The following is a 20,229-nucleotide window of genomic DNA, read 5'->3' as shown; positions in this document are numbered from 1 at the left end:
ATTTAAGGGGCCAAGAGGCCCTTTGTTTTTGTATGATAGCGCCGCCTGCATTGGCGCCGCGGCCATGGCCGCGCGGCCCGTGCGGGCGAACAGGCGGATCCGATGTGGCATCCGCTGCTGCCTTTGATTGAATTCATCACCATTTTCATGGTGTTAGCGTTTTTCGGTTAGATGAGGACATATGAAAAAACACGCGTACTGGCTGACCGCCGCTGTGGTCGGGTTGGCCGGTTGTGCGGGCAACCCTGACCCTGCCAAGGTGCCCCAGAAGAAGACCGAAGCCAGATGCTTTCTGAACTGCGAGGTGCCGGAGAATCTGGGCAAGCAGTATCTGGACGGTACCCTGCCAGCCGATCTGGTGCGGGTCGAACGCATCAACAGCCGACAGGCGTCGGATTTCAGCAAGTTCGGCCCTCAGAGCCGGCTGGTGCTGGAGCGCTCCGGCAAGATGACCCGCCGTTATGGCGAGCTCTATCGTCAGCTCTCCCGTTGGGTCGCCAAGGGCGGCAATCCGGCCCAGATCGGCCAGTACGGCATCAGCCTGGCCCAGCTGGGCGGCGCCGATCGCATGGGTAACGTGCTGTTCACCGGCTACTACTCACCGGTGCTGGAGGTGCGTCATCGCCCGGATGGCCAGTACAAGTATCCCATCTATGCCATGCCGAACTGTGCCGGCCGCTGTCCGAGCCGGGCTCAGATCCATAAGGGGGCGCTGGCCAACCGCGGGCTGGAGCTGGGGTATAGCAAATCCCTCATCGACAACTTCCTGATGGACGTGCAGGGCTCCGGCTTCGTCCACTACGGGGATGACGACAGGCTGCAATATCTGGGTTACAGCGGCAAGAACGGCCATGGCTACGTGAGCATCGGCCGGGTGCTGATCGACAGGGGCGAGGTGCCCAAGGCGCAGATGTCCATGAAGGCCATCAAGGAGTGGGCCAACAGCCAGCCGGAGGCGAACGTCAAGGAGCTGGTGGAGCAGAACCCCTCCTATGTCTTCTTCGAGCGTCGTCCCACCAACGACGTGATCGGGGCAGCCGGCATCCCGCTGTTGCCGCTGGCGGCGGTGGCGGCTGACAAGACCCTGCTGCCGATGGGCACCCCCATCCTGGCGGAGGTGCCGCTGCTCGACAAGGCGGGCAACTGGACCGGCAAACACCAGCTGCGCCTGCTGATCGCGCTGGATGTGGGCGGTGCGGTGAAGAAGGGGCACCTGGATCTCTACCACGGCATGGGCGAGAAGGCCGGCGTGGCTGCGGGTCACTACAAGCACTTTGGCCGGGTCTGGAAGCTGGGCCTGCACCAGGGGCCGACTGCCGCGCCCTGGCTCTGAATGAGCGACGGCTCCGCGTCATCCCGACGCGGAGCCGTGTGCGAGATAGCAAAAAGCCGCCGGAGCGATCCGGCGGCTTTTTTTATGGGGCGTCAGGGGCCGATCTTGCCGATCGGCGCCGGGTCACGTCTTCCGGATATCCAGCCGGATGGCCCCCAGCGGTTGGCAGCAGCAGGGCAGGCACTCGCCCTGGGAGACAAACGCCAGCGGCGTATTGGGGTAGTGCACTGTGCCTGCCAGCAGCGGGGTGCGGCAGGCGCCGCAATAGCCACTGCGGCACTGGAACTCCAGCCGATGGCCGTGGCGCTCCAGGGTTTCCAACAGGCTCTCGCCGGGCTGGGCGAGCAGGGCGCCGTCGCGGGTATGCACCAGAGGCGCCGCCGAGGTGGCTTGCTCCGGTGCATGCTGCGGCGCCAGCGTATCACTCACAGCTCGAAGTCACCGAGATCGTCGGCGTGCACTTCGCTATCGATCTGGCCGACCAGGTAGGAGCTCACTTCCACCTCCTGCGGGGCCACCTGCACGTTGTCAGACGACAGCCAGGTGTTGATCCAGGGGATAGGGTTTTGCTTGGCGCCAATGAAGGCTGGCTGCAGGCCGACCGCCGCCATGCGCAGGTTGGTGATGTACTCCACGTACTGGCAGAGGATGTCCTTGTTCAGGCCGATCATGGAGCCGTCCTGGAACAGGTACTCGGCCCACTCCTTCTCCTGAATGGCGGCTTCCTTGAAGATGTCGAAGCAGGCCTGCTCGCACTCGGCGGCGATCTCCGCCATTTCGGGATCGTCCAGGCCATTGCGCATCAGGTTCAGCATATGCTGAGTCCCCGTGAGATGAAGGGCCTCGTCGCGGGCGATCATCTTGATGATCTTGGCGTTGCCTTCCATCAGCTCGCGCTCGGCGAAGGCGAAGGAGCAGGCGAAGCTGACGTAGAAGCGGATCGCCTCCAGGGCGTTGACGCTCATCAGGCAGAGGTAGAGCTTCTTCTTCAACCCACGCAAGGTGATGGTCAGCTCGCGCTCGCCCACCCTGTGGGTGCCTTCGCCGTGCAGATGATAGAGCGCGGTCGCCTCGATCAGATCGTCGTAGTAGTGGCTGATGGAGCCGGCACGCTTCAAGATCTGCTCGTTGGTGATGATGTCGTCGAACACCTGACCCGGGTTGTTGACGATGTTGCGGATGATGTGGGTGTAGGAGCGAGAGTGAATAGTCTCGGAGAAGGCCCAGGTCTCGATCCAGGTCTCCAGCTCCGGGATGGAGACCAGCGGCAGCAGCGCCACGTTCGGGCTGCGACCCTGGATGGAATCCAGCAGGGTCTGGTACTTCAGGTTGGAGATGAAGATGTGCTGCTCATGGGGCGGCAGGGCCTGGTAGTCGATGCGATCGTGGGAGACGTCCACCTCTTCCGGGCGCCAGAAGAAGGAGAGTTGCTTCTCGATCAGCCGCTCGAAGATGTCGTGCTTCTGCTGATCGTAGCGGGCCACGTTGACCGATTGGCCAAAAAACATCGGCTCTTTGAGCTGGTCGTTCTGGGTTTGGCAGAAAGTTGAATAGGCCATGGTGATTTGAATGTCTTGAATGAGAGGAAACAGGAGGGCGGGAGCTTGTCGCTCCCGCCCGGTTCATCAGATCTTGCAGGCCCCACCGGCGCAGTCATCTTGCATGTCGGTCTGGGCATCGTCCGCACCATCACGGGTGTTGTGATAGTACAGGGTCTTGAGGCCGTATTTGTAGGCGGTCAGCAGATCCTTGAGCAGCTGCTTCATCGGTACCTTGTTGCCTTCGAAGCGGGCGGGATCATAGTTGGTGTTGGCGGAGATCGCCTGATCCACGAACTTCTGCATGACACCGACCAGCTGCAGGTAGCCATCGACGCTCGGCTGCTTCCACAGCAGTTCGTATTGGTTTTTCAGGCGATGGTACTCGGGCACCACCTGCTTGAGGATGCCGTCCTTGGAGGCCTTGACCGAGACCAGGCCGCGCGGCGGCTCTATGCCGTTGGTGGCGTTGGAGATCTGGCTGGAAGTCTCGCTCGGCATCAGGGCGGTCAGGGTGGAGTTGCGCAGACCCACGGTCTTGATCTCTTCACGCAGGCTTTCCCAGTCCAGGCGCAGCGGCTCGTTGCACAGGGCGTCCAGATCCTTTTTATAGGTATCGATGGGCAGGATCCCCTGGGCGTAAGTGGTCTCATTAAAGGCCGGGCAAGGGCCGAACTCGCGCGCCAGTTGCACCGAGGCCTTCAGCAGATAGTACTGGATCGCCTCGAAGGTGCGGTGGGTCAGCGCCAGGCCTGAGCCGTCGGAGTAGCGGGCACCGTTCTTGGCCAGGTAGTAGGCGTAGTTGATGACGCCTATCCCCAGGGTGCGACGGTTCATGCTGCCCTTCTGGGCGGCCTTGAGCGGGTAGTCCTGATAGTCGAGCAGGGCATCCAGGGCGCGCACGGCCAGATCCGCCATCTCTTCCAGATCTTCCAGCTTCTCGATGGCGCCGAGGTTGAAGGCAGAGAGGGTGCACAGGGCGATCTCGCCCTCTTCGTCATCCACGTTGTTGAGCGGCTTGGTGGGCAGCGCAATCTCCAGACAGAGGTTGGACTGACGCACCGGCGCGACGCTCGGATCGAACGGGCTGTGGGTGTTGCAGTGATCCACGTTCTGGATGTAGATGCGACCGGTGCCGGCGCGCTCCTGCATCATCAGGGAGAAGAGATCCACCGCCTTGATGGTCTTCTTGCGAATGGCCGGGTCTTGCTCGTACTTGACGTAGAGCTGCTCGAACTTGTCCTGATCCGCGAAGAAGGCGTCATACAGGCCGGGGGCGTCGGACGGGGAGAACAAGGTGATGTCGCCGCCCTTGATCAGGCGCTGGTACATCAGCTTGTTGATCTGCACGCCGTAGTCCATGTGACGGACCCGGTTCTCTTCCACGCCGCGGTTGTTTTTCAGGACCAGCAGGCTTTCCACTTCGGTGTGCCACAGCGGGTAGAACAGGGTAGCCGCACCGCCGCGCACGCCGCCTTGGGAGCAGCACTTGACCGCGGTCTGGAAGTATTTGTAGAAGGGGATGCAGCCGGTGTGGAAGGCTTCACCGCCACGGATGGGGCTGCCCAGACCGCGGATGCGGCCAGCGTTGATACCGATGCCGGCGCGCTGGGAGACGTAACGCACTATGGCGCTGGCGGTGGCGTTGATGGAATCCAGGCTGTCATCGCACTCGATCAGCACGCAGGAGCTGAACTGACGGGTCGGGGTGCGCACACCGCTCATGATGGGGGTCGGCAGGGAGATCTTGAAGGTCGACACCGCATCGTAGAAACGCTTGATGTAGTCCAGGCGGGTCTCTTTCGGATACTTGGAGAACAGGCAGGCGGCCACCAGGATGTAGAGGAACTGCGGGCTCTCGTAGATCTCGCCGGTGACGCGGTTCTGCACCAGGTACTTGCCTTCCAGCTGCTTGACCGCGGCGTAGGAGAAGTCCATGTCGCGCCAGTGATCCAGGTGCTCGTTCAGCTCCTCGAATTCGGCCTGGCTATAGTCGGTCAGCAGGTGCTTGTCATACTTGCCCATGTCTACCAGTTTGGCGACGTGCTGGTAGAGGTGGGGCGGCTCGAACTGGCCGTAGGCCTTCTTGCGCAGGTGGAAGATGGCCAGACGAGCGGCCATGTACTGGTAATCCGGGCTCTGTTCGGAAATCAGGTCGGCGGCAGCCTTGATGACGGTTTCGTGGATGTCGGCGGTACGGATACCGTCATAGAACTGGATGTGCGACTTGAGTTCCACCTGAGAGACAGACACGTTGTCGAGCTTCTCGGCGGCCCAGTCCAGTACGCGGTGAATTTTATCCAGATCGATGGGTTCTTTGTGGCCGTTACGCTTCGTCACAAACAAGTTCATTGGCTGATGACCTTTAGTTGATTCCCGAAAAACCATCGCGCCACGCCCTCACCAGGCCGTTTTCGGCAACAGGAGTAGGGGTGTTTGGCGCGATGAATCACAAGATATAGTGTTATTTTGATTTCGAACTACAAGATAGTGAGGTCATCCCCGTATTGCAACGTGTGGATAACCCGATAGCTGTGGATAAATTGTGAGTCTTATCGCCTCTGTTAGTGACTGCTCACAGTGAGTGGGTTTTCATGCGTCCGATCCGCTAAATGCAAGTCTGATGATCGAAGATGGAAAATTTAAATAACTTTTTTCGCTTGCGAAAAGAGGGCGTTTTTACTAGCGATTTGCAGCTGGCTATCCCTTGTGCAGCAAGGGTCAAAAGGTGTCCGATCCCGTCAGGAGCAGCGTTGCCAAAGGCAAAAAAGTGGGGGCTAATTCGGCTCCCCTCATTGTTTCTGTCGACGGCCCCGAGCCAGTGACTTGAGGGTCTAATGGACCCTTTTTCGTGGAAAGCTGCCTGTGACATCCATCAAAGGCAGCTAGGCAGGCACTAGGTCAGCTCGTAGCGCAGCCAGTGGTGCAGCGCCTGCACGGTATCGAACTGCAGATCCGCGCCCCAGTCGGCGGGATCCTCGTCGTCATGCAGATAACCCCAGCCCGCCACCGCGGTGCGCATGCCGGCATTGCGGCCCGCCTCAATGTCGCGCACATGATCGCCGACATAGAGGCAGTGCGCCGCCTCGACCCCGAGCCGCTCACAGGCATAGAACATGGGGGCGGGATCGGGCTTGCGCACCGGCAGGGTGTCGGCGCTGACCGTCACCCCGCATCTGGCCAGCGCGGGCAGGGCGGCCAGCAGCGGCTCGGTGAGGAAGCCCGGCTTGTTGGTGACGATGCCCCAGGGCATCTGCTGCTCGTCGAGCCACTCGATGAGATCGAGCATCCCCTCGTAGGGGCGGGTGCCGACACAGAGGTTGGCCGCGTAGTAGTCGAGCAGGGCACTGCGCAGGCGCTGGCTGCCGAGCTCCTCCAGCAGTTCGTCGCCAAGGCCCGCCCTGAGCAGCCCCAGGGCGCCGTGGGAGGTGGTCTGGCGGATGATGTCATCGCCGAGCGGCGCAAAGCCTTCGCTCACCAGCACGTGATTGACGGCGGCGCCGAGATCCGGGGCCGTGTCGAGCAGGGTGCCGTCCAGGTCGAACAGCACGCAGCGCAGCGGGGTTGGGTTAGCGCTCATCAGCCTTGCTCCGGGCGCACGAACGCCACCATGTAGTTGACGTCGACGTTGGCCCCGAGCTTGAAGCGGTTGGAGAGCGGCGCGTAGTGCACCCCGCTCATGTCGCGCACCAGCAGGCCCGCGGCTTCGCCCATGCGACAGAGTTCGGCGGGGGTGATGAACTTCTTGTGATCATGGGTACCCTTCGGCACCATCTTCAGCAGGTGTTCGGCGCCGAGGATCATCATCAGATAGGCCTTGGGGTTGCGATTGATGGTGGAGACGAACACCCGTCCACCCGGCTTGACCAGGCTGGCGATGGCGCGCAGCACCGAGGCGGGATCCGGCACGTGCTCCAGCATCTCCATGCAGGTGACCACGTCATACTGGCCGGGCGCCTCATCGGCGTGCTGCTCGGCGGTCATCTGGCGGTATGCGAGCTCGACCCCCTGTTCGAGGGCGTGGAGGCGGGCGACGCCGAGCGGCTCCTTGCCCATGTCGATGCCGGTCACCTTGGCGCCGCGGCGCGCCATGCTCTCGGAGAGGATGCCGCCACCGCAGCCGATATCGAGTACCTGTTTACCGAACAGGCCGTCGCTCTTGTCGGTGATCCAGTCAAGGCGCACCGGGTTGATTTGATGCAGTGGCTTGAACTCGCCCTCCATGTCCCACCAGCGGGAGGCAATGGCTTCAAATTTGGCGATTTCGGTCAGATCGACATTGGCATCACTATTCATTTTCGTGGATCCTGTGGCAGGGCGCGCAACTAGCGTGACAGGCGCGCAATCTATTGTCCTGGCGGGCATTATAACGGACGGACTTTGTCAGACCAGCCCGATTTCCGGCTTAAGGTATTTCGCGTCCTGTGTTACTATGTCGCGCTGTTTAAGCCAAAGAACAACTAATTAGGGATTAAGGCTTTCTATGAGCGATCTGGCCAGAGAGATCACGCCGGTCAACATCGAAGAAGAGCTCAAGAGTTCCTATCTTGATTACGCCATGAGCGTGATCGTAGGACGAGCTCTGCCGGATGTGCGTGATGGCTTGAAACCGGTTCACCGCCGCGTTCTGTTTGCTATGAACGAGTTGGGGAACGACTGGAACAAGCCCTATAAGAAATCGGCCCGTGTGGTCGGTGACGTAATCGGTAAATATCACCCCCACGGCGACAGTGCCGTGTATGACACCATTGTCCGGATGGCGCAGGACTTCTCCATGCGTTACATGCTGGTCGATGGTCAGGGCAACTTCGGCTCGGTCGACGGCGACAACGCCGCGGCCATGCGTTACACCGAAGTGCGGATGGCCCGCATCTCCCACGAGCTGCTGGCCGATCTGGACAAAGAGACCGTGGACTGGGTGCCGAACTACGACGGCACCGAGATGATCCCGGCGGTCATGCCCACCAAGATACCCACCCTGTTGATCAACGGTTCCTCCGGTATCGCGGTGGGCATGGCGACCAACATTCCGCCTCACAACCTCACCGAGATAGTCAACGGCTGTCTGGCGCTGATCGACAATGGCGATCTCACCATCGATGAGTTGATGACCTACATCAGCGGCCCGGATTTCCCCACCGGCGCCATCATCAACGGCCGCGCCGGCATAGTGCAGGCGTACCGTACCGGTCGTGGCTCCGTCTATGTGCGTGCCAAGGCCGAAGTGGAAGTGGACGAGAAGACGAGTCGCGAGACCATCATCGTTCACGAGCTGCCTTATCAGGTGAACAAGGCGCGGTTGATCGAGAAGATCGCCGAGCTGGTCAAAGAGAAGAAAGTCGAGGGCATCAGCGCCCTGCGCGATGAGTCTGATAAAGACGGCATGCGCATCGTTATCGAGATCAAGCGCGGCGAGTCCGGCGAGATTGTGCTGAACAATCTCTACAAGCACACCCAGATGCAGACCACGTTCGGCATCAACATGGTGGCGCTCGATAACAACCAGCCCAAGGTGATGAACCTTAAAGAGATCCTGGATGCCTTCCTGCTGCACCGCCGTGAGGTAGTGACCCGCCGGACCGTGTTCGAACTGCGCAAGGCGCGGGATCGGGCCCACATCCTGGAAGGTCTGGCGGTCGCCCTGGCCAACATCGACCCCATCATCGAGCTGATCCGTCACTCCGATACCCCGGCCGATGCCAAGGCCAAGCTGATTGCCCGTGGCTGGGAGCTTGGCAACGTCGCCGGCATGCTGGAAAAAGCAGGCGACGACGCGGCCCGTCCCGAGTGGCTGGAGCCGGAGTTCGGCATCCGTGAGGGTCAATACTTCCTGACCGAGCAGCAGGCCCAGGCCATCCTGGATCTGCGTCTGCACAAGCTGACCGGCCTCGAGCACGAGAAGATCCTGGAAGAGTACCAATCTCTGCTGGATCTGATCGCCGAGCTGCTGTTCATCCTGGCAAGCCCGGAACGGCTGATGGAAGTGATCCGCGATGAGCTGCTGGCCGTGCGCGATCAGTACGGTGACGAGCGTCGCACCGAGATCAACGCTTCCAGCGCCGAGATCAACATCGAAGATCTGATCACCCCGGAAGACGTGGTGGTCACCCTGTCTCACCAGGGCTATGTGAAGTATCAGCCGCTGACCGACTACGAGGCCCAGCGCCGCGGTGGTCGTGGCAAGTCGGCCACCCGGATCAAGGAAGAGGACTTCGTGGAGCGTCTGTTGGTGGCCAACACCCACGACACCATCCTGTGCTTCTCCACCCGTGGCAAGGTCTACTGGCTCAAGGTGTATCAGCTGCCGGAGGCGTCCCGTGGCGCCCGCGGCCGTCCGATCATCAACCTGCTGCCGCTGGAAGAGGGTGAGCGCATCACCGCCATCCTGCCGGTCAAGGAATATGCCGACGACAAGTACGTCTTCTTCGCCACCGCCGACGGTACCGTGAAGAAGACCAGCCTGTCTGCGTTCAGCCGTCCGCTCTCCTCCGGTATTCGTGCCATCAACCTCAAAGAGGGCGATGAGCTGATCGGGGTGGACATCACCGACGGTAGCAACGAGATCATGCTGTTCTCCGATGCCGGCAAGGTGGTTCGCTTCGCTGAAGGCAGCGGCCGCGCCGATGCGGACGTCAGCGATGATGCCGACGCGGATGACGACAGCGTCATTGACGCCGGCAACGACGACGAAGGCAGCGACGGCGTTGAAGGCGCCGAGAACACCGAGAGCAAGGGCACCTTCAAGGGCGTGCGTCCCATGGGTCGTACCGCCTCCGGTGTCCGTGGCATCCGTCTGCCCAATGGCAACAAGGTGGTCTCCCTCATCGTCCCCCGTGGCGAGGGCGCCATCCTGACCGCCACCGAGAACGGTTACGGCAAGCGGACCGCGTTGACCGAGTACCCGACCAAGAGTCGTGGTACCCAGGGCGTCATCTCCATCAAGGTGGATGATCGCAATGGCAAGGTGATCGATGCGATCCAGGTCGAGGATACCGACCAGATCATGCTGATCACCAACGGCGGTACCCTGGTGCGTACCCGGGTCGCCGAGGTGAGCATCATCGGCCGTAATACCGGCGGTGTCCGTCTGATCCGTACCGGTGAAGACGAGACAGTGGTCGGCCTGCAGCGCATCGCCGAGAGCGACGAGGAAGAGAACGACGTAGTTGCCATCGACGGTGAGCAGGTTGAAGGTGCAGATACTGCGCCAGACGCCGGCGCTGCCGACGCAGGCTCCAGCGAAGAGGGTGTGGCTGGCGACGAATAATCGCTACCCGCATCGATAAAAAAGAGCGACCCTTGGGTCGCTCTTTTTGTTTGTCCTGCCTTGGTTGCCGTTCGCTCCCGCCGTGGCGATCCACCCGAATTCTTCCGAGCCACATCGGCGTGAGGGCGTCGCTCTGCCCAAGCTTGGGCGCCACCTCATTCTCATACTCAATCCTTCATCCCTGCGTCATCTGGCTGTCATCCCACCGGGACAGACTGCGGCTGTTCATCAAGGGGTAAGGGCACGATCATACCCAAGCCCGGAGTGTGCCGATATCATCCAGGAGGAACAGCTTATGACGAGTTGGATCATGTGGGAGATCTGGTGGAGCCGGATGTGGGGAGAGGATGCCAAGGCATCGTCACAGGATGAGCAGGAGGAGGAAGTCGCTTATGAGCCATCGCGCCTGCCCGCCGAGCTGATCGCACAGGGCAAGCAGGTGCGCTCCTATCCGTCACGACCGAGGGGTTGATGGCCGCCTGACGTCAGAACAGGCGTAACTGCTCGTTGGGGCGTATGAAGCGATCCAGGTTCAGTTGAACGTGACGCTTGCCGAGCCCCATCCGTTTGCTGATGAGCCGAAAGCGCTGGGCGAGCAGATCCGCAAACTGGCCTTGGCCCCGCATGCGGGTGCCGAAGGCCGGGCTGTTGAGGCTGCCGTCACGGCTGGCCCGCAGCTGGTTCAGGATGGCCTCCTTCTGACCCGGATGATGCTCGCTCAGCCAGCCGCTGAACAGGGTCGTCAGCTCATGGGGCAGCCGCAGCAGTATGTAGTCGGCACAGCCGGCACCCGCCTCGGTCGCGCTCCTGATGATCTGCTCCAGCTCGGGCTCGTTGAGGCGCGGGATCATGGGAGCCGCCAACACGCCGACCGGCACCCCCGCCTGGGCCAGTTTCTCGATCACCTTGAGTCGCCCGGCCCCGGTGCTGGCGCGGGGCTCCAGCTGCCGCCTCAGCGTCTCGTTGAGGGTGGTCACCGACACCATCACCTGACACAGCCCCTCCCTGGCCAGTTCGGCCAGCAGATCGAGATCCCGCAATATCATGGCGCTCTTGGTGATGATCCCCACCGGATGGCGGTGGGCCAGCATCACCTCCAACAGGGCGCGAGTGAGCCGGTAATGGTGTTCGATGGGCTGGTAGGGATCGGTATTGGCCCCCAGCACTATGGTCTGTGGCTGATAGCTGGGCCTGGCAAACTCCCGCCGCAACAGCTCGGCGGCATTGATCTTGGCGAACAGCTTGGTCTCGAAGTCGAGGCCGGGGGAGAGCTCCAGATAGGCGTGGCTCGGTCTGGCATAGCAATAGATGCAGCCGTGCTCGCAGCCCTGATAGGGGTTGATGGAGCGGCCAAAGGGAACATCCGGCGAGAGATTGTGGCTGATGATGCTCTTGGCCTGGATCTCGCGCACCTCAGTCTGGGGCGCTGAGACCTCAAACTCAGGTGCGGCCTTGTATTGCCAGCCATCGTCGACGACCTCGATCTGCGGGCCGCTGAAGCGGTGATCGATGTTGTGGGTACTGCCTCGTCCTGCCATAGCCGCCGACCAATACTGTTTATATGTACAGTTATTCTGCTCGGGCGCACGCCAAATTTCAAGTTCCGCCAGCAAGCCACCCTCTAAATGACATCACAGAGAGATCTCCTGCTTGATCCCGTCGCTACATTTCGTTTACATAGACAAAATGAGAACTGGATCACGGAAATCATCATGAAACCCACAACGTCTCGCTGGCTGTTTATCGGAGTGATCGGCCTGGTCATCTGGCGTCTGATCCCGCTCTCCACCGAGCAGGATCTGGCGACAGCCAACCGTGCCTGGCGCGTCGGCCACTTCGAGGAGGCGACCAGGATCTGGCAGCCGCTGGCCGATCAGGGTCAGCCCAGGGCGCTGGCGCTGATGGGCTGGAGCCACGAGGTGGGGCAGGGGAGCGAGCAGGATCTGGCGCAGGCCGTCAGCCTCTATCGCCAGTCGGCGCAGGCGGGGGATGCCTTCGGCCAGTACCGGTTGGCGGAGCTCTACCTGCGCGGGGTGGGGGTGCCGCGGGACTTGCGCACGGCGTTTCACTGGATGGAGCTGGCGGCCCACAACGGCGATGTGCCCGCCATGCTCAAGCTGGGGGTGCTCCATCTGATGGGGGCCAACGGCCGGGTCAACATGGCCGAGGCCAAGCAGTGGCTCTATCAGGCATCCCAGAAAGGCAACAAGCTGGCGCTGCGGGTCCTGCAGGAGCTGGCGCTGGCGGAAGAGGGGCGCAGTGACTTCGATTTCAACGGGCAGTCACTCCTGGAGGCAGGCCTGGCCAGCACGCCAAGCTAGTCTGCACCTTCAGGCACTGGCGCTGACCTTGCCCGGGGTGACGTCGGTGACGTAGAGGGTGCTGCGATCGGCGCTGTGCACTATGCTGCAGACCTCGCGCTTGCTGCCATCGCTCAGGATCACCAGCTCCCCTAGATGAACGGGGCAGTGCGTCGTCAGTAGGTGATCCGGATGGATAATCTTCTCCGCGTGCTCCGGAAACGAAATGTCATAGGTGTACATCTTTATCTCCTCTCAGACGGGCTCCTATCTGGAAACCTAGCACAGGGAGGGGGCCAATGGGACGCTCGGCGGCAATAACCATTTGCATAATAAGGAGCCAGCCCTGAGTAGGGATGGGCCCACGCACCCGCTCACGCCATCCGATAACCCGCCCCGTCGCTGTATGCAAAATCGTCGTGGCAACTTGTCTGAGTTGTCACGTCTGATACAATCCTCCGCTGTACCTGTCGATTGATAGCATCACACAACAAATAAATTGTGTGCCACTGTGTGTACCAACCGTATTGTGAACGGTGAAACATCAAAGTGAGCGGCTTGATTTTGAAGGACATTTTCAATTCACACGTGGCCTTTGGTAGGGGTCACCACTGTCAAGGAAATACATAATGCCAATCATTACTCTGCCTGACGGCAGCCAACGTCAATTTGCCCACGCCGTTTCTGTCATGGACGTCGCCGCGGACATAGGTCCCGGTCTCGCCAAGGCATGCATTGCCGGTCGGGTAAACGGTGAACTGGTGGATGCCTGCGAGCTGATCGACGCCGATGCCTCCCTGGCCATCATCACCGCCAAAGACGAAGAAGGTCTGGACATCCTGCGCCACTCCTGTGCTCACCTGCTGGGTCATGCCATCAAGCAACTCTGGCCCCAGACCAAGATGGCCATAGGTCCCGTCATCGATAACGGTTTCTACTATGACATCGATCTCGATCGTACCCTGACCGACGAAGATCTGGCTGCCCTGGAAGAGCGCATGCTGGCGCTGGCCGCCAAGGATTACGACGTCATCAAGAAGAAGGTCTCCTGGCAGGAGGCGCGCGACGTGTTCGAGGCCCGCGGCGAGACCTACAAGGTCGAGATCCTGGATCAGAACATTGCCCGTGATGACCAGCCCGGTCTGTATCATCACGAAGAGTACGTCGACATGTGTCGCGGCCCCCACGTGCCGAACATGCGTCACTGCCACCATTTCAAGCTGCAGAAGATGTCCGGCGCCTACTGGCGTGGCGACTCCAACAACAAAATGTTGCAGCGCATCTACGGTACCGCCTGGGCCGACAAGAAGCAGCTCAAGGCTTATCTGCAGCGCCTCGAAGAGGCCGCCAAGCGTGACCACCGCAAGATCGGCAAGCAGCTCGACCTGTATCACATGCAGGAAGAAGCACCCGGCATGGTGTTCTGGCACAACGATGGCTGGACCATCTTCCGTGAGCTGGAAACCTTCATGCGTACCAAGCTGCGTGAGTATGACTATCAGGAGGTGAAAGGCCCCGCCATGATGGATCGCGTACTGTGGGAGCGCTCCGGCCACTGGGATAAGTATGCCCAGGGCATGTTCACCACCCAGTCCGAGAACCGCGAGTACGCCATCAAGCCGATGAACTGTCCGGGTCACGTCCAGATCTTCAATCAGGGCCTCAAGTCCTATCGCGATCTGCCGCTGCGCATGGCCGAGTTTGGCTCCTGCCATCGCAACGAGCCGTCAGGCTCCCTGCACGGCTTGATGCGGGTACGGGGTTTCACTCAGGATGACGCCCACATCTTCTGTACCGAAGAGCAGATCATGGAAGAGGTGTCCGCCTGTATCCGTATGGTCTATGACGTCTACGGCACCTTTGGCTTCGAGAACATCGTGGTCAAGCTCTCCACCCGTCCCGAGCAGCGTATCGGCTCCGACGAGGCCTGGGATCGTGCCGAGGCGGCCTTGGCCGAGGCGCTGGTGCTGAACGGTCTGAAGTACGATCTGCAGCCGGGTGAGGGCGCCTTCTACGGCCCCAAGATCGAATTCACCCTGCATGATTGCCTTGATCGTGCGTGGCAGTGTGGTACCGTGCAGCTCGACTTTGCCTTGCCGGGTCGTCTGGGTGCCACTTATGTGGGGGAAGATAACGAGCGCCACGTGCCCGTCATGATCCACCGCGCCATCCTGGGTTCCATCGAGCGCTTCATCGGTATTCTGACCGAAGAGTACGCGGGACTGTTCCCAACCTGGTTGGCACCGACTCAAGCCGTGGTGATGAATATCACGGATAATCAGGCCGATTATGCAGTGAAAGTGGCCAAGGCATTGAATGATGCGGGTCTTCGCGCAAAAGCGGACTTGAGAAATGAGAAGATTGGCTTTAAAATCCGCGAGCATACTTTGAAACGAGTTCCTTTCATGTTGGTCTGCGGCGATAAAGAAGTTGAAGCCGGCAAGATTGCAGTGCGAACTCGTAAAGGGGCTGACCTGGGCACTTATCCTGTTGAAGAGCTAATCGCTCTGTTGACCCAGGAAGTTCAGACCCGCGGACAAAAGAAAGTGGAGGAATAAGCTATAAAAGGCGGAAAAAAACTGGGCAAGCAACCGCAAGCCCGCGCTCACCGGATCAATGAAGAGATCCGTCTGAAAGAAGTTCGTCTGACCGGTTTGGATGGTGAGGCCATTGGCGTCACCACCATTCAAGATGCTCTGAACTTGGCCCTTGAGGCCGGAGTGGATCTGGTCGAGATCAGTCCTAACGCTGAGCCGCCCGTTTGCCGGATCATGGATTACGGCAAATTCCTCTACGAAAAGAGCAAAACCACCAAAGAACAGAAGAAAAAGCAGAAAGTTGTCCAGGTCAAGGAAATCAAATTCCGTCCTGGCACTGACGAAGGCGACTATCAGGTAAAACTACGCAACCTGGTTCGCTTTCTAGAAGACGGGGACAAGGCGAAGGTCACCCTGCGCTTCCGTGGTCGTGAAATGGCCCACCAGGATCTTGGTATCAAGGTTCTGGAGCGAGTCAAGACCGATCTGGAAGAGTTGGCCGTAGTCGAGTCGTTCCCGAAAGTCGAAGGCCGTCAAGCTGTGATGGTCCTCGCACCTAAGAAGAAATCTTAAGGCCCACAAGAAATTGACTCATGGGTTCGCCCCATGAGTCGGTTCGCCTTGCGATTTTGTTGTCACTCACAATGCGGAGTATGATGAAATGCCGAAGATGAAAACCAACCGGGGTGCTGCAAAGCGCTTCAAGAAGACTGGCTCAGGTCGCTTCAAGTGTAAGCACAACCACCTGCGTCACATCCTGACCAAGAAGAGCAGCAAGCGTAAGCGCAAGCTGGGGCCGAAGTTCATGGTTTCTGCTGCCGACCACAAACGTGTTGTCGCTTGTCTGCCGTACGCATAAGGGGGATGTGAAAAATGCCAAGAGTTAAACGTGGTGTGACTGCTCGCGCTCGTCACAAGAAAGTAATGAAAGCCGCCAAGGGTTACTACGGCGCCCGTTCCCGTGTCTACCGCGTAGCGGTACAAGCGGTAACCAAAGCTGGTCAGTATGCCTACCGTGACCGTCGCCAGAAAAAGCGTCAGTTCCGTCAGTTGTGGATTGCGCGTATCAACGCTGCAGCCCGTCAGAACGGTCTGTCCTACAGCCGTCTGATCAACGGTCTGAAGAAGGCTTCTATCGAGATCGATCGCAAGATCCTGTCCGATATCGCCGTTCATGACAAGCTGGCTTTCACCGCCCTGGTTGAAAAGGCCAAAGCAGCTCTGGTTTAATCCGGTTCTGTTATGAAAGATAAAAGGAGGCCTAGGCCTCCTTTTTTGTTGCCCCGAAATCCTCCCCCGACAACCAAATCCACCGCTCCTTTCCCCGGATGAACCATCATCTATGCCAACAAACGTGTGACATATCACTCCCTATGTGGCGAAAGAGGGGACAGACTGGCACCCTTCCCCTATAACAAAATGATTTCTAGGGATAAAAGGCCACCATAACTATGGTCAGCCAAGGGGCTTTTTTTGTATTATTCCCCTCTTACCCTTATTTAGCCTAACAGGCTCCTGTTCCGGGAGTGGTGACGAGGAAGACATGCAACAGCTTGAAGAAGTAGTCGGCCAGGCCAAGGCCGAAATTGAGGGCGTCAATGACGTTGCGACCCTCGACGAGATCCGGGTCAAATATCTGGGTAAAAAAGGCTTTTTTACCGAGCAGATGAAGACATTGGGCGCCTTGTCCGCCGAAGAGCGTCCCGCCGCGGGCGCCGTGATCAACCAGGCCAAGCAGCAGGTTCAGGATGCCCTGAACGCGCGCCGCGATGCCTTGGTTGAGCAAGAGCTGAATCAGAAGCTGGCCGCCGAGACCATCGACGTCAGCCTGCCGGGCCGTCGCATCGAGAACGGTGGCCTGCACCCGGTGACCCGCACCATCGAACGCATCGAGCGCCTGTTTGGCGAGATGGGGTTCAAGGTCGAGCGCGGTCCCGAGATCGAAGACGGTTTCCACAACTTCGATGCGCTGAACATCCCGGCTCACCACCCGGCGCGTACCGATCACGACACCTTCTACTTCAATCCCGATCTGATGCTGCGCACCCACACCTCGGGCGTGCAGATCCGCACCATGGAACATCAGCAGCCGCCGATCCGCATCATAGCGCCGGGCCGCGTCTATCGTAACGACTACGACATGACCCACACCCCCATGTTCCATCAGGTCGAAGGCCTGCTGGTGGATGAGCACGCCAGCTTCACCGAGCTGAAGGGGATACTGCACGACTTCCTGCGCAACTACTTCGAGGAAGATCTCACCATCCGTTTCCGTCCTTCCTATTTCCCGTTCACCGAGCCCAGTGCCGAAGTGGACGTGATGGGCAAGAACGGCAAGTGGCTGGAAGTGCTGGGCTGCGGCATGGTGCACCCGAACGTGCTGCGTTCGGTCGGCATCGATCCGGAAAAATACTCCGGTTTTGCCTTCGGCATGGGCGTTGAGCGCCTGACCATGCTGCGCTACGGGGTCAATGACCTGCGTGCCTTCTTCGAAAACGATCTGCGCTTCCTCAAGCAGTTCAAGTAAGGGCGAGAGAACATGAAATTCAGTAAATCCTGGGTGATGGAGTGGGTCCGCACCGAGTTGAGTGACAACGCACTGGCCGAGCAGATCACCATGGCCGGCCTGGAAGTGGACGCCGTGGAAGCGGTGGCCGGCCAGTTCAACAACGTGGTCGTGGGTGAGGTGGTCGAGTGTGGCCAGCATCCGGACGCCGACAAGCTGCGGGTGACCAAGGTCAACGTGGGCGAGGCCGAGCTGCTGGACATCGTCTGCGGCGCGCCGAACTGCCGCACCGGCCTGAAGGTCTGCGTGGCCAAGGTAGGAGCGACCCTGCCGGGTGATTTCACCATCAAGAAGGCCAAGCTGCGTGGCCAGCCTTCCCACGGCATGCTCTGCTCCTTCAGCGAGCTGGGGATCGACGTGGAAGCGGACGGCATCATCGAGCTGCCGTTGGACGCCCCCGTCGGCACCGACATTCGCGACTACCTCAACCTCAATGACGTCGCCATCGACGTGGATCTGACCCCGAACCGTGCCGATTGCCTCGGTATCGCAGGTCTGGCCCGCGAGATTGGCGTGCTCAACAGCGTGGATGTGGTCGAGCCGAGCTGGACGCCGGCTGCTGCCACAATCGATGCCACCTTCCCGATCCGGGTTGAAGCGCCAGCCGATTGCCCCCGTTATCTGGGCCGCGTCATCAAGGGGCTGAACCTGCGTGCCCAGAGCCCGCTCTGGATGCAAGAGAAGCTGCGCCGTGGCGGCATTCGCTCCATCGACGCCATCGTCGACATCACCAACTTCCTGCTGCTGGAATACGGTCAGCCGATGCACGCCTTCGATCTGGCCAAGCTGGAAGGGGAGCTGGTGGTGCGCCGGGCCAAGGCTGATGAGCCCATGACCCTGCTCGACGGTACCGAGGTGAAGCTCAAAGACAACACCCTGGTGATTGCCGATACACAAGGCCCTGCCTGCATGGCCGGCATCTTCGGCGGCGATCGCACCGGTGTGTCCGAGACCACCACCGATATCCTGCTGGAGTGCGCCTTCTTCGCACCGCTCTCCATCACCGGTCGTGCCCGTGCCTATGGCCTGCACACCGACTCGTCCCACCGCTTCGAGCGCGGGGTCGATCCCGAGCTGCAAGCCAAGGTGATGGACAGAGCCACCCGGCTGCTGCTGGATGTCTGCGGCGGTGAAGCGGGTCCGGTCATCGAGGTCAAATCCGATGCCCATCTGCCCAAGGCGACCCCCATCAAGCTGCGTCGTGCCAAGCTCGACAAGGTGATCGGCATCAGCGTGGCCGATGCTCAGGTGGTCGAGATCCTGACTCGCCTCGGCATGCAGGTGACCATCAAGGCCGACGGCTGGACCGCCCTGGCTCCCTCCTGGCGTTTCGACATCGCCATCGAGGAAGACCTCATCGAGGAAGTGGCCCGCATCTACGGCTACAACAACATCCCGAACCTGAAACCGGCCGCCTCCCTGGCCATGGTGGAGCAGGCAGAGGGCCAAGTGACCCTCAAACGGGTGCGTGACCTGCTGGTTGACCGCGGTTTCCAGGAAGCCATCACCTACAGCTTCGTGGATCCCAAGGCCCAGCAGACCCTGTTCCCGCAGAGCGATGCCATAGTGCTGCCGAACCCGATCTCGGTCGAGATGTCCGCCATGCGCGTCTCCCTGTTCCCGGGTCTGGTGCAGGCGGTGGTCTACAACCAGAACCGCCAGCAGGGCCGCGTGCGTCTGTTCGAGCAGGGTCTGCGCTTCATCAAGGACGAGAGCGCCGAAAATGGCATCCGTCAGGAGCCCATGCTGGCCGGCATCATCACCGGCAACCAGAGCGACGAGCACTGGGACATCAAGAGCCGTGGCGCCGACTTCTTTGATTTGAAAGGGGATCTGGAAGCCGTGCTGGATCTCACCGCCGAAGGGGCCAGCTTCAGCTTCGAGCGTACCGAGCACAGCGCCCTGCACCCGGGCCAGAGCGCGGCCATCCTGCGCAATGGCGCCGTCATCGGCCACATCGGCGTGATCCACCCGAGCCTCGAGAAGAAGCTGGGTCTCAAGACCCGTGCCATCATGTTCGAGCTGGAGTTGAACAAGCTGATCCCCGCCAAGGTGCCGGTTGCGGCCGAAGTTTCCCGCTTCCCGGCCAACCGTCGCGACATCGCCGTGGTGGTTGACCACCAGGTTCTGGCCGGTGATGTGCTCGCAGTAATTAAAAAAGTTGGCGGAAATCAGTTAGTTGGAATAAACTTGTTTGACGTATACCAGGGTGCTGGTATGGCAGAGGACAAGAAGAGCCTGGCCATCAGTCTAGTTTTACAAGACAACCAGCGCACCCTGGAGGAGAAAGAGATTGCCGAGACCGTAGACAATGTCGTGCGGGCCCTCGGTGAAGAGTTGAATGCATCCTTGAGGGATTGATCTATGGCGCTTACCAAAGCCGACATTGCAGAGCACCTGTTCACCCAACTCGGGATGAGCAAGCGTGAAGCCAAAGACATGGTGGAAGCCTTCTTTGAGGAAATCAGACAGGCGCTCGAGCGCGGTGAACAAGTCAAGATTTCAGGCTTCGGTAATTTTGACCTTCGTGAGAAGAATCAGCGTCCCGGACGTAACCCCAAGACCGGCGAAGATATTCCCATCAGCGCCCGGCGGGTGGTGACCTTCCGGCCTGGCCAGAAGCTCAAGGCCAGGGTAGAAAATGTTGAACCCAATGAGTGACAGAAAGCCAGGCAAATGCCTGGCTTT

General features: G+C 60.1%; 18 protein-coding genes. 11 read left to right on the top strand and 7 right to left on the bottom strand.

Annotated features, from left to right (window positions below):
- Positions 1-181 precede the first annotated feature (181 nt).
- Entirely contained in the window at positions 182-1,333 is a 1,152-nt protein-coding gene (mltA, locus tag AACW18_RS11985; RefSeq protein WP_042652224.1) for a murein transglycosylase A, read from the top strand.
- 123 nt (positions 1,334-1,456) lie between these two features.
- Here the strand turns inward: mltA and yfaE are convergent, their stop codons facing one another.
- The 5 genes from yfaE to ubiG form a co-directional block, all read right to left on the bottom strand.
- Complete coding sequence (gene yfaE, locus AACW18_RS11980) at positions 1,457-1,762, bottom strand: class I ribonucleotide reductase maintenance protein YfaE (protein ID WP_218388768.1); 306 nt, start codon at positions 1,760-1,762, stop codon at positions 1,457-1,459.
- A complete protein-coding gene (gene nrdB, locus AACW18_RS11975; RefSeq protein WP_042652222.1) occupies positions 1,759-2,892 on the bottom strand; it encodes a class Ia ribonucleoside-diphosphate reductase subunit beta in 1,134 nt (377 codons plus the stop codon). Before nrdB ends, yfaE begins: the two co-directional genes overlap by 4 nt.
- Positions 2,893-2,958: 66 nt before the next feature.
- Positions 2,959-5,223 carry a class 1a ribonucleoside-diphosphate reductase subunit alpha gene (gene nrdA / locus AACW18_RS11970; RefSeq protein WP_218388767.1) on the bottom strand — a complete coding sequence of 755 codons (2,265 nt, stop codon included), beginning with the start codon at positions 5,221-5,223 and terminating at the stop codon, positions 2,959-2,961.
- 544 nt (positions 5,224-5,767) lie between these two features.
- Positions 5,768-6,451, bottom strand: a complete 684-nt coding sequence (locus tag AACW18_RS11965) for an HAD family hydrolase (protein ID WP_218388766.1) — start codon at positions 6,449-6,451, stop codon at positions 5,768-5,770.
- Positions 6,451-7,167: a bifunctional 2-polyprenyl-6-hydroxyphenol methylase/3-demethylubiquinol 3-O-methyltransferase UbiG gene (ubiG, locus tag AACW18_RS11960; protein ID WP_218291338.1), complete on the bottom strand. Its 717-nt coding sequence runs from the start codon at positions 7,165-7,167 to the stop codon at positions 6,451-6,453. Before ubiG ends, AACW18_RS11965 begins: the two co-directional genes overlap by 1 nt.
- Positions 7,168-7,354: 187 nt before the next feature.
- Here ubiG and gyrA point away from each other — a divergent pair, with 187 nt between their 5' ends.
- Together gyrA and AACW18_RS11950 are read left to right on the top strand one after the other, a co-directional pair.
- Positions 7,355-10,138, top strand: coding sequence for a DNA topoisomerase (ATP-hydrolyzing) subunit A (gene gyrA / locus AACW18_RS11955; RefSeq protein WP_218291339.1), 2,784 nt, complete (start codon positions 7,355-7,357; stop codon positions 10,136-10,138).
- A gap of 295 nt (positions 10,139-10,433) precedes the next feature.
- The gene (locus AACW18_RS11950) at positions 10,434-10,610 is read left to right on the top strand and encodes a hypothetical protein (RefSeq protein ID WP_218388765.1); all 177 of its coding nucleotides are present in this window, start codon (positions 10,434-10,436) and stop codon (positions 10,608-10,610) included.
- 13 nt (positions 10,611-10,623) lie between these two features.
- On the opposite strand, the gene AACW18_RS11945 is transcribed toward AACW18_RS11950, so the two are convergent.
- Positions 10,624-11,676, bottom strand: coding sequence for a PA0069 family radical SAM protein (locus tag AACW18_RS11945; RefSeq protein WP_218388764.1), 1,053 nt, complete (start codon positions 11,674-11,676; stop codon positions 10,624-10,626).
- 174 nt (positions 11,677-11,850) lie between these two features.
- Between AACW18_RS11945 and AACW18_RS11940 the strand changes: the two genes are divergently transcribed.
- Positions 11,851-12,459, top strand: a complete 609-nt coding sequence (locus tag AACW18_RS11940; RefSeq protein ID WP_218388763.1) for a tetratricopeptide repeat protein — start codon at positions 11,851-11,853, stop codon at positions 12,457-12,459.
- A 9-nt stretch (positions 12,460-12,468) separates the two neighbouring features.
- Here AACW18_RS11940 and AACW18_RS11935 read toward each other — a convergent pair whose 3' ends face one another.
- Complete coding sequence (locus tag AACW18_RS11935) at positions 12,469-12,681, bottom strand: hypothetical protein (RefSeq protein WP_042652215.1); 213 nt, start codon at positions 12,679-12,681, stop codon at positions 12,469-12,471.
- A gap of 386 nt (positions 12,682-13,067) precedes the next feature.
- On the opposite strand from AACW18_RS11935, the gene thrS reads away from it, so the two are divergent.
- The 7 genes from thrS to ihfA all read left to right on the top strand — a co-directional run bounded on the left by thrS (position 13,068) and on the right by ihfA (position 20,202).
- A complete protein-coding gene (gene thrS / locus AACW18_RS11930) occupies positions 13,068-14,996 on the top strand; it encodes a threonine--tRNA ligase (RefSeq protein WP_218388762.1) in 1,929 nt (642 codons plus the stop codon).
- Positions 14,997-14,999: 3 nt separating this feature from the next.
- On the top strand, positions 15,000-15,548 hold the full coding sequence (infC, locus tag AACW18_RS11925) for a translation initiation factor IF-3 (protein ID WP_084228267.1): 549 nt from the start codon (positions 15,000-15,002) through the stop codon (positions 15,546-15,548).
- 88 nt (positions 15,549-15,636) lie between these two features.
- Entirely contained in the window at positions 15,637-15,834 is a 198-nt protein-coding gene (rpmI, locus tag AACW18_RS11920) for a 50S ribosomal protein L35 (protein ID WP_005315535.1), read from the top strand.
- Between the two features lie 14 nt (positions 15,835-15,848).
- Positions 15,849-16,205, top strand: coding sequence for a 50S ribosomal protein L20 (rplT, locus tag AACW18_RS11915; RefSeq protein WP_005300683.1), 357 nt, complete (start codon positions 15,849-15,851; stop codon positions 16,203-16,205).
- 313 nt (positions 16,206-16,518) lie between these two features.
- Positions 16,519-17,502 (top strand): phenylalanine--tRNA ligase subunit alpha, encoded by a 984-nt coding sequence (gene pheS, locus AACW18_RS11910; RefSeq protein ID WP_005315542.1) that lies wholly within the window; start codon positions 16,519-16,521, stop codon positions 17,500-17,502.
- A gap of 12 nt (positions 17,503-17,514) precedes the next feature.
- Positions 17,515-19,902 (top strand): phenylalanine--tRNA ligase subunit beta, encoded by a 2,388-nt coding sequence (gene pheT, locus AACW18_RS11905; RefSeq protein ID WP_218388761.1) that lies wholly within the window; start codon positions 17,515-17,517, stop codon positions 19,900-19,902.
- 3 nt (positions 19,903-19,905) lie between these two features.
- Positions 19,906-20,202 (top strand): integration host factor subunit alpha, encoded by a 297-nt coding sequence (gene ihfA / locus AACW18_RS11900; protein ID WP_005300715.1) that lies wholly within the window; start codon positions 19,906-19,908, stop codon positions 20,200-20,202.
- The last annotated feature ends 27 nt before the right edge of the window (positions 20,203-20,229 follow it).

This window comes from Aeromonas sp. sia0103 (assembly GCF_963895295.1).
Lineage (GTDB): Bacteria > Pseudomonadota > Gammaproteobacteria > Enterobacterales > Aeromonadaceae > Aeromonas > Aeromonas encheleia.
The sequence above is the reverse complement of the archived record's forward strand: the minus strand, read 5'-3'. Positions and strand labels throughout refer to the sequence as shown.

Excerpts from the sequence above, each read along its gene's own strand:
- pheT (WP_218388761.1), top strand. The coding sequence starts at position 17,515 with ATGAAATTCAGTAAATCCTGGGTGATGGAGTGGGTCCGCACCGAGTTG.
- ubiG (WP_218291338.1), bottom strand. The coding sequence starts at position 7,167 with ATGAATAGTGATGCCAATGTCGATCTGACCGAAATCGCCAAATTTGAA.
- pheS (WP_005315542.1), top strand. The coding sequence starts at position 16,519 with ATGCAACAGCTTGAAGAAGTAGTCGGCCAGGCCAAGGCCGAAATTGAG.
- gyrA (WP_218291339.1), top strand. The coding sequence starts at position 7,355 with ATGAGCGATCTGGCCAGAGAGATCACGCCGGTCAACATCGAAGAAGAG.
- mltA (WP_042652224.1), top strand. The coding sequence starts at position 182 with ATGAAAAAACACGCGTACTGGCTGACCGCCGCTGTGGTCGGGTTGGCC.
- nrdA (WP_218388767.1), bottom strand. The coding sequence starts at position 5,223 with ATGAACTTGTTTGTGACGAAGCGTAACGGCCACAAAGAACCCATCGAT.
- AACW18_RS11950 (WP_218388765.1), top strand. The coding sequence starts at position 10,434 with ATGACGAGTTGGATCATGTGGGAGATCTGGTGGAGCCGGATGTGGGGA.
- AACW18_RS11965 (WP_218388766.1), bottom strand. The coding sequence starts at position 6,451 with ATGAGCGCTAACCCAACCCCGCTGCGCTGCGTGCTGTTCGACCTGGAC.
- ihfA (WP_005300715.1), top strand. The coding sequence starts at position 19,906 with ATGGCGCTTACCAAAGCCGACATTGCAGAGCACCTGTTCACCCAACTC.
- rplT (WP_005300683.1), top strand. The coding sequence starts at position 15,849 with ATGCCAAGAGTTAAACGTGGTGTGACTGCTCGCGCTCGTCACAAGAAA.
- AACW18_RS11935 (WP_042652215.1), bottom strand. The coding sequence starts at position 12,681 with ATGTACACCTATGACATTTCGTTTCCGGAGCACGCGGAGAAGATTATC.
- nrdB (WP_042652222.1), bottom strand. The coding sequence starts at position 2,892 with ATGGCCTATTCAACTTTCTGCCAAACCCAGAACGACCAGCTCAAAGAG.
- AACW18_RS11945 (WP_218388764.1), bottom strand. The coding sequence starts at position 11,676 with ATGGCAGGACGAGGCAGTACCCACAACATCGATCACCGCTTCAGCGGC.
- AACW18_RS11940 (WP_218388763.1), top strand. The coding sequence starts at position 11,851 with ATGAAACCCACAACGTCTCGCTGGCTGTTTATCGGAGTGATCGGCCTG.
- thrS (WP_218388762.1), top strand. The coding sequence starts at position 13,068 with ATGCCAATCATTACTCTGCCTGACGGCAGCCAACGTCAATTTGCCCAC.
- rpmI (WP_005315535.1), top strand. The coding sequence starts at position 15,637 with ATGCCGAAGATGAAAACCAACCGGGGTGCTGCAAAGCGCTTCAAGAAG.